This is a genomic window from Rhizobiaceae bacterium (assembly GCA_023953835.1).
Taxonomy (GTDB): Bacteria; Pseudomonadota; Alphaproteobacteria; order Rhizobiales; family Rhizobiaceae; genus Mesorhizobium_G.
Genome location: JAMLJB010000001.1, coordinates 960,776 through 977,180, shown reverse-complemented (window position 1 = coordinate 977,180; position 16,405 = coordinate 960,776). Strand labels below are relative to the sequence as shown.

General features: G+C 62.7%; 15 protein-coding genes and 1 other RNA gene. 7 read left to right on the top strand and 9 right to left on the bottom strand.

Features of this window, described 5'->3' with window-relative positions:
• Positions 1-4: 4 nt before the first annotated feature.
• Complete coding sequence (locus M9924_04580) at positions 5-355, top strand: MarR family transcriptional regulator (protein ID MCO5063673.1); 351 nt, start codon at positions 5-7, stop codon at positions 353-355.
• Entirely contained in the window at positions 352-1,203 is an 852-nt protein-coding gene (locus tag M9924_04575) for an NlpC/P60 family protein (GenBank protein MCO5063672.1), read from the top strand. The genes M9924_04580 and M9924_04575 overlap by 4 nt, the downstream gene beginning before the upstream one ends.
• Here M9924_04575 and M9924_04570 read toward each other — a convergent pair.
• From M9924_04570 to M9924_04540, 7 genes are all read right to left on the bottom strand, one after another.
• A complete protein-coding gene (locus tag M9924_04570; GenBank protein MCO5063671.1) occupies positions 1,200-2,141 on the bottom strand; it encodes a glyoxylate/hydroxypyruvate reductase A in 942 nt (313 codons plus the stop codon). The genes M9924_04575 and M9924_04570 overlap by 4 nt on opposite strands.
• A 37-nt stretch (positions 2,142-2,178) precedes the next feature.
• On the bottom strand, positions 2,179-3,807 hold the full coding sequence (locus tag M9924_04565) for an ABC transporter ATP-binding protein (protein ID MCO5063670.1): 1,629 nt from the start codon (positions 3,805-3,807) through the stop codon (positions 2,179-2,181).
• Positions 3,804-4,937: an ABC transporter permease gene (locus tag M9924_04560; GenBank protein ID MCO5063669.1), complete on the bottom strand. Its 1,134-nt coding sequence runs from the start codon at positions 4,935-4,937 to the stop codon at positions 3,804-3,806. The genes M9924_04565 and M9924_04560 overlap by 4 nt, the downstream gene beginning before the upstream one ends.
• Positions 4,937-6,031 (bottom strand): microcin C ABC transporter permease YejB, encoded by a 1,095-nt coding sequence (locus M9924_04555; protein ID MCO5063668.1) that lies wholly within the window; start codon positions 6,029-6,031, stop codon positions 4,937-4,939. Before M9924_04555 ends, M9924_04560 begins: the two co-directional genes overlap by 1 nt.
• Positions 6,032-6,069: 38 nt before the next feature.
• Positions 6,070-7,938, bottom strand: coding sequence for an extracellular solute-binding protein (locus tag M9924_04550; protein ID MCO5063667.1), 1,869 nt, complete (start codon positions 7,936-7,938; stop codon positions 6,070-6,072).
• Complete coding sequence (locus tag M9924_04545; GenBank protein ID MCO5063666.1) at positions 7,938-9,821, bottom strand: extracellular solute-binding protein; 1,884 nt, start codon at positions 9,819-9,821, stop codon at positions 7,938-7,940. Before M9924_04545 ends, M9924_04550 begins: the two co-directional genes overlap by 1 nt.
• Before the next feature lie 105 nt (positions 9,822-9,926).
• Positions 9,927-10,583 (bottom strand): cytochrome c family protein, encoded by a 657-nt coding sequence (locus tag M9924_04540; protein MCO5063665.1) that lies wholly within the window; start codon positions 10,581-10,583, stop codon positions 9,927-9,929.
• 196 nt (positions 10,584-10,779) lie between these two features.
• Between M9924_04540 and M9924_04535 the strand changes: the two genes are divergently transcribed.
• Positions 10,780-11,511, top strand: a complete 732-nt coding sequence (locus tag M9924_04535; GenBank protein ID MCO5063664.1) for a 3-deoxy-manno-octulosonate cytidylyltransferase — start codon at positions 10,780-10,782, stop codon at positions 11,509-11,511.
• A 2-nt stretch (positions 11,512-11,513) separates the two neighbouring features.
• Positions 11,514-12,380 (top strand): prephenate dehydratase, encoded by an 867-nt coding sequence (locus M9924_04530; protein ID MCO5063663.1) that lies wholly within the window; start codon positions 11,514-11,516, stop codon positions 12,378-12,380.
• 6 nt (positions 12,381-12,386) lie between these two features.
• On the opposite strand, the gene nudC is transcribed toward M9924_04530, so the two are convergent.
• Both nudC and M9924_04520 read right to left on the bottom strand, forming a co-directional pair.
• A complete protein-coding gene (nudC, locus tag M9924_04525; protein ID MCO5063662.1) occupies positions 12,387-13,328 on the bottom strand; it encodes an NAD(+) diphosphatase in 942 nt (313 codons plus the stop codon).
• A gap of 70 nt (positions 13,329-13,398) precedes the next feature.
• Positions 13,399-13,818, bottom strand: coding sequence for an HIT family protein (locus tag M9924_04520; protein ID MCO5063661.1), 420 nt, complete (start codon positions 13,816-13,818; stop codon positions 13,399-13,401).
• A 108-nt stretch (positions 13,819-13,926) separates the two neighbouring features.
• On the opposite strand from M9924_04520, the gene ffs reads away from it, so the two are divergent.
• The 3 genes from ffs (at position 13,927) to M9924_04505 (ending at position 16,313) form a co-directional block, all read left to right on the top strand.
• Positions 13,927-14,024: signal recognition particle sRNA small type (ffs, locus tag M9924_04515), an RNA gene on the top strand.
• A 150-nt stretch (positions 14,025-14,174) separates the two neighbouring features.
• Positions 14,175-15,977: a DNA polymerase III subunit gamma/tau gene (locus M9924_04510; GenBank protein ID MCO5063660.1), complete on the top strand. Its 1,803-nt coding sequence runs from the start codon at positions 14,175-14,177 to the stop codon at positions 15,975-15,977.
• 12 nt (positions 15,978-15,989) lie between these two features.
• Positions 15,990-16,313 carry a YbaB/EbfC family nucleoid-associated protein gene (locus tag M9924_04505; GenBank protein MCO5063659.1) on the top strand — a complete coding sequence of 108 codons (324 nt, stop codon included), beginning with the start codon at positions 15,990-15,992 and terminating at the stop codon, positions 16,311-16,313.
• Positions 16,314-16,405 lie beyond the last annotated feature (92 nt).

Here is a 16,405-nt window from a genome sequence, read left to right as displayed (position 1 = left end):
CGGAATGGCGGTTGTTCTGCGTCCGATACAGGCACTGCGGCTATGGCAGCAGGTCGCACTTGCGGAGGTCCATGAAGAGGGGCCTGACCTTTCCACGCGCCAGATCGCCATCCTGCTGTGCATCTATCTCGACCAGCCGCCGCACACCGTGAGGGGTCTTGCCGCAAGGCTGGGCGTCACCAAGCCGGTCATTTCGCGCGCGCTCGACACGATGGGTGCGCTTAACCTCGTCCACCGGCACCGCGATGAAAACGACCGCCGCAACGTTCTGGTGCGTCGCACCGTGGAAGGCGCGCTTTATGTGGAGCGCCTTGGTGATATGATCATTGCGAAGGCGAGGGAGTTGCCACTTTGACGCATTTCGACCGGCGGTTGCACGCAATCCGCGACGACCTCGCGGACGCGCGGCTGAAAGCCGATGTGGCCGCTCCGCGATATGCGGATGGTCGCCGCGCCTTCGTGCGAACGCCGGTGGCCGATCTGCGGCGCAAACCCGCTGACGATGCGGGCCTCGATACGCAACTGGTCTTCGGCGCGGCCGTCACCTTGTTCGACGAAATGGACGGGTGGGCGTGGGTCCAGACGGAGCATGACGGCTATGTCGGCTATGTCGAGGCAAACGTGCTTGCGGAGGCGCAGGAAAAGCCCACGCATCACGTCGCCGTTCCCCGGACTTTCGTCTATCCCGGGCCGGATTTGAGGTTTCCGCGTCGCGCCGTCTTGTCCATGGGGTCGGCGGTATCGATCGTCGGAGCCGCCGAAACAAGGGGCACGCATTATGCCGTGACGGCGGATGGCGAGGCGCTGATTGCGGCCCATCTCCTGCCGGTCGGCGAGGTCGCGCAGGACTTTGTCGCCATGGCGGAATTGTTCCTGAACACGCCCTATCTCTGGGGAGGAACGACCGGCTTCGGCATCGATTGTTCGGGTCTGGTGCAGACTTCAATGAGGATGGCGGGCCGAAGGGTGCTGCGCGACACGGACATGCAGGAAGCGACCATTGGCGCGGAGATAGATCCTGCCGGGGGGCTGCGGCGCGGCGACCTGGTTTTCTGGAAGGGCCATGTCGCGATCATGACGGGGCCAGACATGATGATCCACGCCAATGGCCATACGATGATGGTATCGTCGGAGCCGCTGGCCGACGCGATTGCACGGATCGGCTATCTGTACGGCCAGCCGACGCGCTACAGGCGGCCTTAATAGCCCGTCGATCGGTCTACCAGGTGGCGCAGCGGCTTGCCTTCGTCGGCGGCGCGCATCTGATCAAGCATCGGGCCAACCAGATGCGTCGGGTCCGAAGTTGCGGCGGCATGCGGCGTGATGAAAACCTTATGGTTTGTCCAGAACGGGCTCGTTTTCGGAAGCGGTTCCATTTCGAAAACATCGAGGCTGGCTTCTTTGAGCGTGCCATCGTCGAGCGCGCGCAGGATGTCCGCATCTTTATGGAGCTTGCCGCGCCCGGCACTGATGAGCACCGCGCCGCCAAGGCCGTTGCGCCGCCGCAATTCGCGTAGAAGCTGGTAGTTGACGATCCCGCGCGTCTCGTCCGTCAGCGGCAGGAGCACGACAAGAATATCTGTCGCGTTGAGGAAGGGGACCAGTCCGCTTTCGCCGCCATAGCCGTTCACGCCCGCGACCGTGCGTCCTGTCCGGCTCCATCCATTGACGTGGAAGCCGAGCGAGACGAGCGCGCCGGCTGCCGCTGAGCCGAGCGCGCCAATGCCCATGATGCCTACGGAGATATCGCCTGCGGTGCGTTGCGGGCGATCGTGCCAGACCTTGCGGCCCTGCTGCGCGCGATAGGCCGCGCCCTGGCGGTGGTGGTCGAGCACGCGCCACACAATGTACTCCACCATGTGCTGGGTAAGGTTGGGGTCTATGACGCGCACGATCGGGACATCGGGCAGGGTGGGGTCGGCCAGAACATGGTCAACGCCCGCACCGATGGAGAATATCGCCTTGAGATTTGGCAGGCCGGCGAGAAGCTTCGGCCTCTGCTTCCACACCACCGCATAGCGGATCGATGGATCGTTCGGCCCGTCCGGCTCCAGCACCACCTCGCGCTCCTGCGAAAGCAGTTCGTGCCAGCGATGCGGATTGATGCCCGTGACGGAAAGAAGAACGCGGTTTTCATTCATGCGCGGAATTCATACGCACGAGGCTCGCGGTCTGCAACTACTGGCTGACGACGCCTTCCTTCGCCGTCTCGATGCGGAAGGCTGCGGAGATCAGCGCACGGGTATAGTCCGTCTGCGGGTCCTCGAAAATCTGCCGCGCAGGGCCTTGTTCCACCACCTTGCCGTTGCGCATCACGATCACGTCATTGGCGAGCGCCCGGACCACCTTGAGGTCATGGCTGATGAACAGATAGGCGAGATTGTGCTTCGCCTGCAGGCGGCGCAGCAGGTCCACCACCTGCGCCTGCACGCTCATGTCGAGCGCCGACGTCGGCTCGTCCAGCATGACGAAACGCGGATTGAGCACCATGGCGCGCGCAATGGCCACGCGCTGGCGTTGGCCGCCGGAGAATTCATGCGGATAGCGGAAACGCGTCTCGGGATCGAGGCCGACCTCGTTCAGCACCTCGACCACGCGCTGGTCGCGCGCATCCACGTCGAGCTTCGGCTCGTGAATCTTGAGCCCTTCCTCGATGATTTCGGCGACCGACATGCGCGGGCTGAGCGAGCCGAAAGGGTCCTGAAAAACGATCTGCAATTCGCGCCGCAGCGGGCGCATCTGCGAATAGCTGAGCGTGTCGATCTCGCGACCGTTGAAATCGATGCGGCCCTTCGACGAAATCATTCGCGCCAGCGCGAGGCCGAGCGTGGTCTTGCCCGAACCGGACTCGCCCACCACGCCGAGGGTCTGGCCTGCCCTCACCTGCACGTCGATGCCGTCCACGGCTTTGACATGATCCACGACCTTGCGGAAGAAGCCGCGGCGTATCGGGAACCACACCTTCATGTCGTCGCCGGCCATGACCGTCGGCGCGCCGGGATCGGGCACAGGCGGCATGCCTTTCGGTTCCGCCGCCAGCAGCTTCTGCGTGTATTCATGCTGGGGATGGGAGAAGATGCGCTCGGTCGGACCCTGCTCGACGATCCTGCCATGCGTCATGACGCAGACCCGGTCGGCGATCTTGCGGACAATGCCGAGATCGTGCGTGATGAACAGCATCGACATGCCGTTCATCTTCTTGAGCTTTGCGAGCAATTCGAGGATCTGCGCCTGCACCGTCACATCGAGCGCGGTGGTCGGCTCGTCGGCAATCAGCAGCTTCGGCTCGTTGGCGAGCGCCATGGCGATCATCACGCGCTGGCGCTGGCCGCCCGACAATTGATGCGGATAGGCGTCCAGCCGCTTTTCGGGATCGCGAATGCCGACTTCCCGGAACAGTTCCAGCGTGCGGGCGAGGGCGGCCTTGTCGCCCATGCCTTTGTGCAGCTTCAGCACCTCGATCACCTGGTGGGAGATGGTGTGAAGCGGGTTGAGCGACGTCATCGGCTCCTGGAAGATGATCGTGATGTCGTTGCCGCGCACGCGCCGCAACTCAGGTTCGGAGCATTTCAACAGATCCGTGCCGTTGAACTCGATGGCCCCGCTCGGATGGCTCGCGGGCGGGTAGGGGAGCAGCTTGAGCACCGATAATGCGGACACCGACTTGCCGGAACCGGACTCGCCCACCAGCGCGACCGTCTCGCCTTTGCCGATGTCGAAGTGGATGTGGTCGACGGCCATGGTCGTGCGTCCGCCCTGCGTGAAGGCGACAGACAGGTCGCGGACGGAAAGCAGCGGCGCGGTCATTTGAAGGTCTTCCGCGGATCGAACGCATCGCGGGTGGCTTCGCCAATGAAGATCAGGAGCGACAGCATCAAGGCCATGACCATGAAGCCGGTGAGGCCGAGCCATGGGGCGTTCAAATTGCGTTGGCCCTGCTTGAGCAGTTCGCCGAGCGAGGCCGAACCCGGCGGCAGGCCGAAGCCCAGATAGTCCAGCGAGGTGAGGGTGGTGATGGACGAGTTGAGGATGAAGGGCAGGAAGGTGAGCGTCGCCACCATCGCATTCGGCAAGAGATGGCGGACGATGATCGTGGCGTTCGTCACGCCGAGCGCGCGCGCCGCATTCACATATTCGAAATTGCGTGCGCGCAAGAATTCGGCGCGCACCACCGCGACGAAGGCGACCCACGAAAACAGCATCATCAGGCCGAGCAGGATGAAGAAGCCGGGCGGCAGGATCGCCGCCACGATCATCAGCAGATAGAGCGTCGGCATGGCCGACCATATCTCGATGAAGCGCTGGAAGATGAGATCGGTCCAGCCGCCGAAATAGCCCTGTATGGCGCCCGCCGAGACGCCGATGAGTGCGGAGCCGATGGTCAGCAGCAGGCCGAACAGCACGGAGATGCGGAAGCCGTAGATCACGCGGGCGAGCACGTCGCGCGTCTGGTCGTCGGTGCCCAGCCAGTTCCAGTTGCCGATGGTGCAGTTCGGATCGTCGGCCCCTTGCTGGTAGCGCTGGCAGCGCACATCTATCGGATACATCCATGACGGTTTCGCGGGCGCGGCTTCCGGGATTTCATTGTTCGGCGTGCGATAGGAATAGCGGATCGGCGGCCAGATCATCCAGCCATTGGCGTTGATCTCTTCCTGTATGACCGGGTCGCGATAGTCCGTGACGGCGAGGAAGCCGCCGAACTTCTCCTCGGGATAGTCGACGATGTTCGGGAAGAGGATTTCGCCCTTGTAGAAGGCCAGAACCGGACGGTCGTTGGCAATGAATTCGGCGAACATGGACAGCACAAACAGGACGAGGAAAATCCACAACGACCAGTAGCCGCGCCGGTTCGCCTTGAAGTTCGCCCAGCGCCGCTGGTTGAGCGGGGACAGGAAAGGACGCCGCGGGCGGCGTACGACAGTTTCCGCGACCGCCATCAGACATCCCTCCGCTCGAAGTCGATGCGCGGATCGATCCAGGTGTAGATCATGTCGGACAGGAGGTTGATGATGAGGCCCATCAGCGAGAAGATGTAGAGCGTGGCGAACACGACCGGATAGTCGCGGTTGAGCACCGACTGCCAGCCAAGCAGGCCGAGGCCGTCCAGCGAGAAGATGTTCTCGATCAGCAGCGAGCCGGAGAAAAAGGCCGAGATGAAGGCGCCCGGAAATCCGGCAATGACGATCAGCATGGCGTTGCGGAACACATGGCCGTAGAGCACGCGGTGCTCGGTCAGGCCCTTTGCGCGGGCCGTGACCACATATTGCTTGCGGATTTCGTCCAGAAAGGAATTCTTGGTCAGAAGCGTCGTGACGGCGAAGGCCGAGAGCAGAAGCGCGGTGAGCGGCAGCGTGATGTGCCACAGATAGTCGAGCACTTTTCCGCCGAGCGACAACTGGTCGAAATTGTCCGAGGTCAGGCCTTGCAGCGGGAACCAGTCGAAGAAAGAGCCGCCCGCGAAGAGCACCATCAGCAGGATGCCGAACAGGAAACCCGGAATGGCATAGGCGACAATCACCACGCCGCTTGTCCAGATGTCGAAGCGCGAGCCGTCCTTGACCGCTTTGCGAATGCCGAGCGGAATGGAGATGAGGTTCGACAGGATGGTGATCCACAGCCCGATGGTGATCGAAACGGGCATTTTCTCAAGAATCAGGTCCAGCACCGAAATGTCGCGAAAATAGCTTTCGCCGAAATCGAAGCGCGCATAGTCCCACAGCATCTTTCCGAAGCGTTCCAGCGGCGGCTTGTCGAAGCCGAACTGCTGTTCCAGCTTGGCGATGAATTCGGGATCGAGGCCCTGCGAGCCGCGATATTTGGAGCTTTCGCCGCTTGCATCGAAATTGCCGCCAGCGCCCGCATCGGCTCCGCCACCCGAGAGGCGGTCGTCGCCGCCCTGTCCGCTGATGCGCGCGATGACCTGTTCGACAGGGCCGCCCGGCGCGAACTGGATGACGATGAAGGAGATCGCCATGATCCCGAATATGGTCGGGATCATGAGCAACAGACGGCGAAGGACATAGGCCGCCATTGCGTCAATTCGCCCCGAAGCTTCTCAATCGAGATTGTTCAAGCTTTCCCAATCGCCTTCGCCTTCGCTTCGTCAAACCACCAGAGCGTCTCAACCGGAAAGCCGTAGTCGGGCTTCGGCTCCTTGAAACCGAACATATCCCAAAAGGCGGCGCGGTGATTCGCCAGATAATATGTTGGAATCCAGTCGAGCCGCGCGCGCAAGACCCGGTCGAGCGCATTCAGGGCGGTGACCAGTTCCGCGCGCGAACCTGCCTGCCCGGCCTTGTCGACAAGCGCGTCCACCGCCGCGTCTTCGGTGCCGGGATAATTGCGCGTGCCGGGGCGTCTCGCCGCGCGCGAGTGATAGAGCGACACGAGCGAGTCGACCGTCGGTGTCGCGCCGATGTTGACGGCCAGCATGTTCACGTCAAAATCGAACTCGCTCTGGCGCGCTTCGTATTGCGTCGCGTCCACGAGGCGAATGGTTGCATCGACGCCAATGGCTTTCAGGTTTTCCACCCATGGCGAATAGAGCCGCACGATGCCTTCGTCATTGGCGAGGAATTCGGCGGCAAGCCGTGTTCCCTTCTCATCCTGGACGAAGCTGCCCTGCCGTTTCCAGCCGGCCTCCGCCAGCAGCTTTGCGGCTTGCCCCAGCAGCTTGCGGTCGCGGCCCGATCCGTCCGAAACGGGTTGCAGGACCGCCTCGCCAAACGCCTCCGGCGGCAGTTCAGCGCGCAGCGGTTCGAGCAATGCCATTTCTTCCTGCGAGGGCTTTCCCTCGGCCTTGAAGTCGGAGTTCTCGAATGTCGATTGGGAGCGGTCGTAGGAGCCGAAGAACAGCGCCCGCTTCGACCATTCGAAATCGAAGCACAGCGCGATGGCGCGACGCACCCGTGCGTCGCGAAACTGCGGACGCCGCTGGTTGAGCGCGACGGCCTGCATCTGCGGCCATGCTTCGCCGGGAAATTCGCGCTTGATGACGCGCCCGTCCGTGATCGCGGGAAAATTATACTCGGTCGCCCAGACGCGCGAGGTGAATTCCTGCCGGAAAGTCGTGTCGCCCTTCTTGAACGCCTCGAACGCGGCCTGCCGCTCCTGGTAGAAGTCCATGCGGATGCGGTCGAAATTGCATTGCCCGACGCGGACGGGAATGTCGCGGCCCCAATAGTCCTCGACGCGTTCCAATATGATGTTGCGACCGGCCGTGATCCTGCCCATCCGGTATGGACCGGAGCCGAGCGGCGGCGTGAGCGTCGACGCCTCGAAATCATTTGCGGTGTAGAAAGACTTCGACACGATGGGCATGACCGCGATGTCGAGAATGTTGAGGGCCGACTGCTCGCCATTGAACCTCAGGCGCGCCGTGTGGTCGTCGACGGCGACCGCATCCAGCATGTCGCGTAGCGGCAACAGCAGGTCGGGATGGCCCTTTTCCTTGTAGAGCTTGTAGCTGAAAGCAACGTCGTGCGCCGTGACGGGCGACCCGTCATGCCAGCGCGCCTGCGGACGAAGCTTGAACGTAAACGTGTTGCGGTCGTCCGAAAGGGTCACGTTTTCTGCGAGAAGGCCGTAGACGGCGTCGGGTTCGTCCAGCGCGCGAACCATGAGCTGGTCAAAACAGAGTTCGGTGCGCGGCGGAGATTCACCCTTGAGCACCAGCGAATTGAGCGTGTTGAAGGTGAACGGGGTCTGGTTATAGATCCAGTTGGGCGGCTGGAAATTCATCTGACCGCCCTTCGGCGCATCCGCGTTCACATAGTCGAAATGCGTGAAATCAGCGGGATATTTCAGGTCGCCGAACGCCGACAGGCCATGCAGCGGCGTGTCCGTCGCGGCGGCCGCAAAGAGCCTCGCGGGCAGGAGCGGCCCGGCGGCGACAACCGCAGCAGCCGACAGCAATGTGCGACGCGAGACCCGCCGCATCAATTGACGCTCTTGTATCTGGCGGCGAGAGCCTGCTCCTTCTGGGGGTCGATCCACCATGAATCGAGGTCCGGCCCCAGATAGTCCGGCTGCTTTTCCGGCATTCCGAACTTGTTCCAATAGGCGATCCAGCGTTCGCCGCGATTGTATTGCGGGATCACGTAGTAGTTCCACAAGAGCACTCGATCCAGCGCATGCGTGGCGGCAAGCAGGTCGTCACGGTCCTTCGCGAAGATCACCCGGTCGACCAGCGCGTCCACGACCGGGCTCTTGATGCCCGAGAGATTGCGCGAGCCGGGCGTGTCCGCCGCCTTCGTGGACCAGAAATCGCGTTGTTCATTGCCCGGCGATTCCGATTGCGCGAGCACCGTGCTCACCATGTCGAAGTCGAAATTGTTGATGCGGTTGACGTATTGGCTGGGATCGACGATGCGCAGCGAGGCGTCGATACCGATCTTGCGCAGCGAATTGATGAAGGGAAGCGAAATGATCTCATCGGTCGAATCGTTGCCAAGGATTTCCAGCCTGAACTGCTCGCCGGTCTGCGCATTGATCATTTTGCCGCCCTTGATGTTCCAGCCAGCCTCGCCGAACAGCTTCACGGCGGCCTGAAGGTTTGCTCGCTCTGCCTTCGGTGAATCGTAGACGGGCAGGTCGTAGGGCTTGGTGAAAAGCTCGGGCGGCAACTGATCCCTGAACGGCTCCAGAATTTCGAGTTCGCGGCCTTCGGGAACACCGCTCGACGCCAGTTCGCCGCCCACGAAAAAGCTCTTGGTGCGCACATAGGAATTGAAGAAGGAGGTGCGATTGAGCGTCTCGAAATCGAACGCCTCCGTCAGCGCCTTGCGTACCCTCGCATCCTGGAACTGCGGTTTGCGGGTGTTGATGACGAAGCCCTGGAACTTTGCGCGCGCGGCACTCGGGAAAGCCTTCTTGATGACGTCGCCCGACTGCACGGCGGGAAAATTGTAGGCGGTCGCCCACCGGCGCGACACATTCTCCTCGTGGAAGTCCTCAAGCCCGCCCTTGGTGAAGGCCTGCCACGCAGCATTGTCGTCAAGGAAATAGGTGTAGCGGCGGCGGTCGAAATTCTCCCGGCCAAGCTTGACGGGCAGCTTCGCACCCCAATAGTCGGGCACGCGCTCCCAGATGATCTCCGATCCCGTCTTGAAACTGGAAATCCGGTAGGCGGCGGAGCCGAGCGGCGGCTCCAGCGTCGGTCGCGTTATGTCGCGCTTGTTGCCCTTGGCGTCCGTTCCTTCCCACCAATGTTTCGGCAGCACGACGAGATCGCCCATGATCTTGGGCAATTCGCGGTTGCCTTTCTGGTCGAAGCGGAACTCGACTTCCCGGTCGTTGAGCGCGACGGCTTCGGTGACATTCTCATAGTAGCGCGCATACATCGGGCTGTTTTCCTTCAGCACCTTGAAGGACCAGATCACGTCATCGACCGTGATCGGCTTGCCGTCGTGCCAGCGCGCATCGGGATCGAGCCGATAGGTTGCCGAGGAATAGTCGTCGGGGAATTTGTATGCATCCGCGAGCAGCGCATGGCTCACGCCCGGCTCGTCCGTCGCCTGCTCCATGAGAGTGTCGTAGAGCAGTCCCCCGCCGAATTGCGCCAGCCCGGCTGCCGCCGTGCCGCGCACGATATAGGGATTGAAACTGTCGAACGTGCCGGGAACCGTCTGGTTCAACTGGCCTCCCTTCGGCGCGTCGGGCGTCACGTAGTCATAGTGCTGGAAGTCCTGCCCGTATTTGGATTCGCCCATGAGGGACGAGCTTGCCTGCCAGTCTTGCGCCGACGCGACATGCGTGACCGATGCCAGAGCCACCGCCACGGCAGCCGCCCTGAAATAAGCCGGCAGGTATTTTCCATCCATCACGCGCGTGCCTTTCCCGAAAAGAATGGGAGCCTGTTCCATAACTCAATAGCAAAAAAGCCGGGGCGAACCCGGCTTTTTCGTGATGATTACATGAAATCTTCGTTAGTTCGCAGGCTTGGCTTCGCCTTCCGCGGGAGCCTCTCCCGCCGCGGGTTCCGCCGCCGGCTGCTCGCCGCCCGGAGCCGCTGCCGGTGCTGCGGCCGCCGCGTCGGGCAGCGGAGCGGGGTTGTCGGACAGCGTGCGGAGATAGGCGATCAGGTCGGCCCGCTCCTGCGTCTTCTTCACGCCCGCGAAGCCCATCGCCGTGCCTTTTACGAATGCCTTGGGGCCGGTGAGGAAATGGTCAAGGTTTTCATAAGTCCATTTCTCTTCGCCGCCCTTGGAAAATTCCTTCATCGCGCCCGAATAGGAAAAGCCTTCATGGGTGGCGACGGGGCGGTTCACGATGTCCCAGAGATTGGGGCCAGTCTTGTTCGCGCCGCCTTTTTCCACGGTATGGCAGGCCATGCACTTTTTGTGCACCGCTTCACCGTCCTCGATATTGGCGCTGGCGAGCAGAGGAAGAATGGACTCCACGACAGGTGCAGCGCCCGCTTCGCCGGCGCCTGCCGCGCCTTCTTCGGCAGCCTCGATGGCAAAGCCCGGCTTGTCCGGTATCGGCGAGGCGAAGATCGCATCGGACAGGATGCCGAGCGTCAGCACGACGAACACCGTGGCGAGCATGGCTCCGATGATCTTGTTAAATTCGAAAGAGTTCATCCGCCCTAAGCTCCCTTTGCGGCCGGTCCGTTTCGATTCGAGGACCGCGTAGTGGTGCAAAATCCTTCCGCCACCTAGGCATCCCCTGCTGATGGCGTTCATTTTCCGTCTAGGTCTTTTGACTGGGTGTTGCAACACCTATAAGGGCGCTCGCAGTGAGACTTTTTGACACTTTGCACTGAAGGCCCGCGACGCAATGTCCACCCTCGTTCTGATTCCCGCCCGCATGGCTTCCACCCGGTTGCCCGGCAAGCCGCTGGCCGATATCGCCGGCAGACCGATGATCGTGCATGTCGCGGAGCGCGCCCATGAAAGCGGGCTGGGGCGCGTCGTCGTGGCGACCGACACCGACGCCGTGGCGGATGCCGTTCGCGCGCACGGCTTCGAGGCTGTGATGACCCGCGCCGACCATGAATCGGGCTCCGACCGCATTTTCGAAGCGCTGACGCTCATCGATCCGCGCTGTGAGGTGGAAACGGTCGTCAATGTCCAGGGCGACCTGCCGACCATCGATCCGGCGACGATAAGGGCGGCTTTCAGCCCTTTCGAGGATCCCATGGTGGACATCGCCACGCTCGGCGTCGAGATCGCCGATCCGCAGGAGCGCACCAATCCCAATGTCGTGAAGATCGTCGGCTCGCCGCTGTCGGCGACGCGGCTGAGGGCGCTGTACTTCACGCGGGCGACCGCGCCGTGGGGTGACGGCCCGCTCTACCATCACATCGGCCTCTATGCCTATCGGCGCGAGGCGCTGGAGCGCTTCGTCGCACTGAAGCCGTCGGCACTTGAACGTCGCGAAAAGCTGGAGCAATTGCGGGCGCTGGAGGCTTCGATGCGCATCGATGCGGAGATCGTCGAGACGATACCGCTCGGCGTCGATACGCCCGAGGACCTTGATCGCGCCCGCGAAATTCTATCGAAAGCCTGACCATGAACGCCGCAAAGACCAACCGCATTTCCTTCCAGGGCGACCCCGGTGCGAACTCCGACACGGCCTGCCGCAACATGTTTCCAGACATGGAGCCGCTGCCCTGCGCGACGTTCGAGGATGCCTTCAACGCGGTGGAAACCGGCAAGGCCGACCTCGGGATGATCCCGATCGAGAACACGATCGCCGGGCGTGTCGCCGACATTCATCACCTCTTGCCGGAATCGAAGCTTCACATCGTGGGCGAGTATTTCCTGCCGATCCATTTTCAGCTCATGGTGCTGCCGGGGGTCGAGCGCAAGGAGATCAAGACGGTTCACAGCCACATCCATGCGCTCGGCCAATGCCGCAAATACATTCGAAAAAACGGCTGGAAACCCGTCGTGGCGGGCGACACGGCAGGGGCCGCCAAGCTCGTCGCAGAGCTTGGGGAACGCAGCATGGCCGCCCTTGCGCCGCGCCTTGCAGCCGAACTCTATGGCATGGATATCATTGAGGAAAACGTCGAGGATACCGATTCGAACGTCACCCGCTTCGTGGTCCTGACCAGGAACAAGGCGTGGGTCGAACGGCCGTCGCCCGACACGAAGATGATGACCACGTTCATCTTCCGCGTCCGCAACGTGCCCGCCGCGCTCTACAAGGCGATGGGCGGTTTCGCAACCAACGGCGTCAACATGACGAAGCTCGAAAGCTATCAGCTCGGCGCGTTCACGGCGACGCTGTTCTATGCCGACATCGAGGGCCACCCCGACGATCCGGGCGTGAAGAATGCGCTGGAGGAACTGCGCTTCTTCTCGCGCGAGGTGCGCATCCTCGGTGTTTATCCTGCGAGCGAATCGCGCGAGGAATGGAAGGTCGCCGACTGACGGCGACTATCCGGCATCAGCCCATGTGCGGATGAGATGGTGCGCGATGGCGCCGGCCTGCGGCGTGAAAATGCCGTCGGGATGGCGCTTTTCCAGTGCGGCGCGGACCTCGTCGCGCGTGAACCAGCGGCAGGCCTCGAGTTCGGAAAGATCGGCCACGATGTCCTCGTTGAGCGCTTCGCCGAAGCAGCCGATCATCAGCGAATAGGGAAAGGGCCAGGGTTGGCTGGCGAAATAGTGCACACGCCCGAGCCTTATGCCGCTTTCTTCCAGAGTTTCGCGACGCACCGCGCTCTCGATGGTTTCGCCCGGCTCGATGAAACCCGCGAGCGCGGAAAACATGCCCGGCGTGAAATGGCGGCCCCGGCCAAGCAGGCAATGGTCCTGCCGGACGGCCAGCATGATCGCCACCGGGTCGGTGCGCGGGAAATGCTCCGCGCCGCAACTCGTGCAGACGCGCTTGTATCCACCCGCCCGCATTTCGGTCGGCGCGCCGCAGCGGGAGCAAAACCGGTGGTTCTGGCTCCATGCGAGCAGAGCTGCGGCCTGCGCCAGCGCGCCGAGGGCTTCGGGGTCCAGCAGGCCCTGCATGTTGATGGACCGGAAGTCGATGGCCTTGATTCCGTCTGGCAGCGCTTCCGGGTCGAGCGCGGCGGGAGCGGCGAGCACCGGCCCGCGCCCATCGCGCCCGAGAAGCATCGCTGCGTCGAGATCAGCGTTCAATGCGCGGGCTTCTTGAGGCGGGAACCATGGGTCGAAAGTTTCCCCGGCAAGCTTCATGCACAGCCTGCCCGCGACGATGACCAGCAGCCTGACGGCGGCATCGTCAAGCGCGGTCGTCACGCAATCGTCGCTGCGTTCCTCCGACTGACGCCAGATGCGGTTTCCCGAAAAGCCGATCGCAGCGCTCGGCTCGGGAAAGGGTGCGTCGAAGAGGCGGAATACCATCGCAGGTCCGGTGGGAGTGAATCGAGGAAGGAAGGCAAGCCTATTCGCCTTTGACCTCAAATCGCAATGGCTATAGCGCCCTTTTCAGCCGTTCCTTGAATTCATGCAGCTCGGTGCGGACGTAAGGCTCTCTCTGTCCGTAGCCCCAGACCGGCCCCGGCCAGCCGGGATCGCCCTCGCTGCGGGCTACGACATGAACATGCAACTGCCGCACGATATTGCCCAATGCGCCGACATTCATCTTGGTGCAGCCGGTCACCTGCTTCATCGCCTGCGCAACCAGATTGGTCTCGAAGGTGAGCATGGCCTGGTCCAGCGGCGTGAGTTCGTGCAGTTCCTCGACGCCCGGACGCTGCGGCACGAGGATCGCCCATGGCCAGCGCTTGTCGTTCATCAGCCGCAATTCGCACAGCCCGAGCCAGAACAGAGGTTCGCTGTCCGTCTCAAGGCGACGATCCAGTTCGAATCCTCTCTGCAGGACTGATTGCATGCGGGCTTCCTCCCTTTTTAGCAGGCTATGGCGGCGGCGGGCGGACGGCAAGAGGCACATTGCGCACAGGGCTTGCATTTCGATGCGCGATTGCCGATATGGAGGCCGGGAGGTTGGTGGTGGACGAGCCACTCGCCAACCGGGTCAGGTCCGGAAGGAAGCAGCCCTAACGAGCCACGGCACGGGTCATCGTGCCAGCCTCCCGCCTCATTTCCCGCATGCGTCGACGTTGACGGCCCCATGCCCGGCGGGCGAAACTCGCCCGGAGAAAAATGGAATCGGCAGCCTGTCGCTGCGAGAGGATCGAATTTGCGGCGCAACATCGGAAATTTCGGCACAATAGCGGTCTGCGCGGCATGAGCGGCGAAGCTGAAGGCAGGGATGCGACGCAGCAGGGCGGCTATCGCGTGCTTGCCCGGAAGTATCGTCCGAAGGATTTCACCGGGCTGATCGGCCAGGAGCCGATGGTGCGCACGCTGACCAACGCCTTCGCCACGGGACGCATCGCGCAGGCGTGGATGCTGACCGGCGTTCGCGGCGTCGGCAAGACGACGACGGCGCGCATTCTTGCCCGCGCGCTGAACTACAAGACGCCGGAAGTGGACGCGCCCTCGGTGGACATGCCGATAGAGGGCGAGCATTGCCGCGCGATCATGGAAGGCCGCCATGTCGATGTCATCGAGATGGACGCCGCATCCCATACCGGCATCGATGACATTCGCGACATCATCGACCGGGTGCGCTACGCGCCGGTCTCGGCGCGCTACAAGGTCTATATCATCGACGAGGTGCACATGTTGTCCACGCAGGCCTTCAACGGCCTGCTCAAGACGCTTGAGGAACCACCGCCGCATGTGAAATTCATCTTCGCGACCACCGAAATCCGCAAGGTGCCGATCACTGTGCTGTCGCGTTGCCAGAGGTTCGATTTGCGCCGCATCGATGCTGCGCTGATTACGGAACATCTCGGGCGCATAGCGGGGCTGGAAGGCGTTGCGGTCGAGGACGAGGCGCTCGCCATGGTGGCGCGCGCGGCGGAAGGCTCGATGCGAGACGCCCAGTCGATCCTCGACCAGGCCATCGCGCATGGCGGCGGGTCCGTCACCGCGCCCGCCGTGCGCGACATGCTCGGCCTTGCCGACCGCGCCCGCGTGGTGGACCTGTTCCAGCAGCTGATGAGGGGCGACGTTGCCGCCGCGCTTGCCGGTTTCCGCGCACAATACGACACGGGCGCCGATCCTGCCGCAATCCTCACCGATCTCGCGGAATTCACGCATCTGGTCACGCGGCTCCGCTTCGTTCCCTCGGCGGTGCAGGATGCCTCGCTGACCGAGACCGAACGCAGTCGTGGCGGAGAATTTGCCGAAACGTTGTCGGTGCGGGTGTTGTCGCGCGCATGGCAAATGCTGCTCAAGGCGATCTCTGAGGTTCAGGCGAGCAACCGGCCCGCCATGGCCGCCGAGATGGCCCTGATAAGACTGGCGCATGCAGCCGACCTGCCGACACTGGACGAGGCGCTGAAATCGCTAGACGGCGAGGGTGATGGCGGCAATGCCGCGCGCCCGCCTGCCGCAAGCGCGGCGAGGGGGCCGTCCTCTTCCGGCACGGCCTCGGCCCTCGCTGGCACGGCGATCCCGTCCGCGCCTTCCGGCGGCGCACAGACCATGCGGCTTGTCGAGCCTCGCCCGGAAGAGCGGTTCGAGCCGAACCCCGCGCCTGCGCCGGATGTGGCCGAGGTTACGATCCGGTCATTGTCCGACATCGCCGCGCTTGCCGACGCCAACCGGGACATGAAGCTGAAAGTCGCGATCCGGCGCTATGTGCGACCCGTGCGGCTGGAAGCGGGCAGGCTGGTGATCGGCCTTGCCGAGGGGGCTGAGCGCGACCTGCCGAACGAACTCGCCAGGAAGTTGAAAGCTTGGACAGGCCGCACCTGGATGGTGTCGCTTTCGCAGGAGCCGGGCGGGCAAACGCTTGCCGAGCAGGAAGCCGACAAGCGCGAATCGGCAATTCTCGATGCGCGCGCCGACCCGACCGTGGCAGCCATATTGTCGCGGTTCCCGGGTGCACGCATCATCGACGTGCGCATTCCCGACGCGGCAGAAACGGACAGCGCCGAGAGCATCGATCCGGCGCCCGAAGACGACGACACGAACTGAAGGATCATTGCGATGAAAGACCTTTTGGGCCTGATGAGCAAGGCCAAGGAAATGCAGGCGAAAATGCAGTCCATGCAGGAGGAGATGACCTCCCTCGAGGCGACAGGACAGTCCGGCGGCGGGCTGGTGTCCGTGACACTGTCCGGCAAGTTCGAGATGAAGGCGCTCAAGATCGATCTGTCGCTCGTCAAGGAAGGCGAGGGGGAAATCCTGGAGGACCTGATCGTGGCCGCCTACAACGACGCCAAATCGAAGATCGAGCAGGCAATACAGCAGAAAACACAGGAAATGACGTCCGGGCTAGGGCTTCCGGCGGGGCTTAAACTGCCGTTTTAATTCAACTTTTAGGCGCGACCTACCACAGGTTGTAACTAATTAACCATTTTCGCGCCATGGTTTCGCCAGAAATGTCCGCATTCTGACCGCAC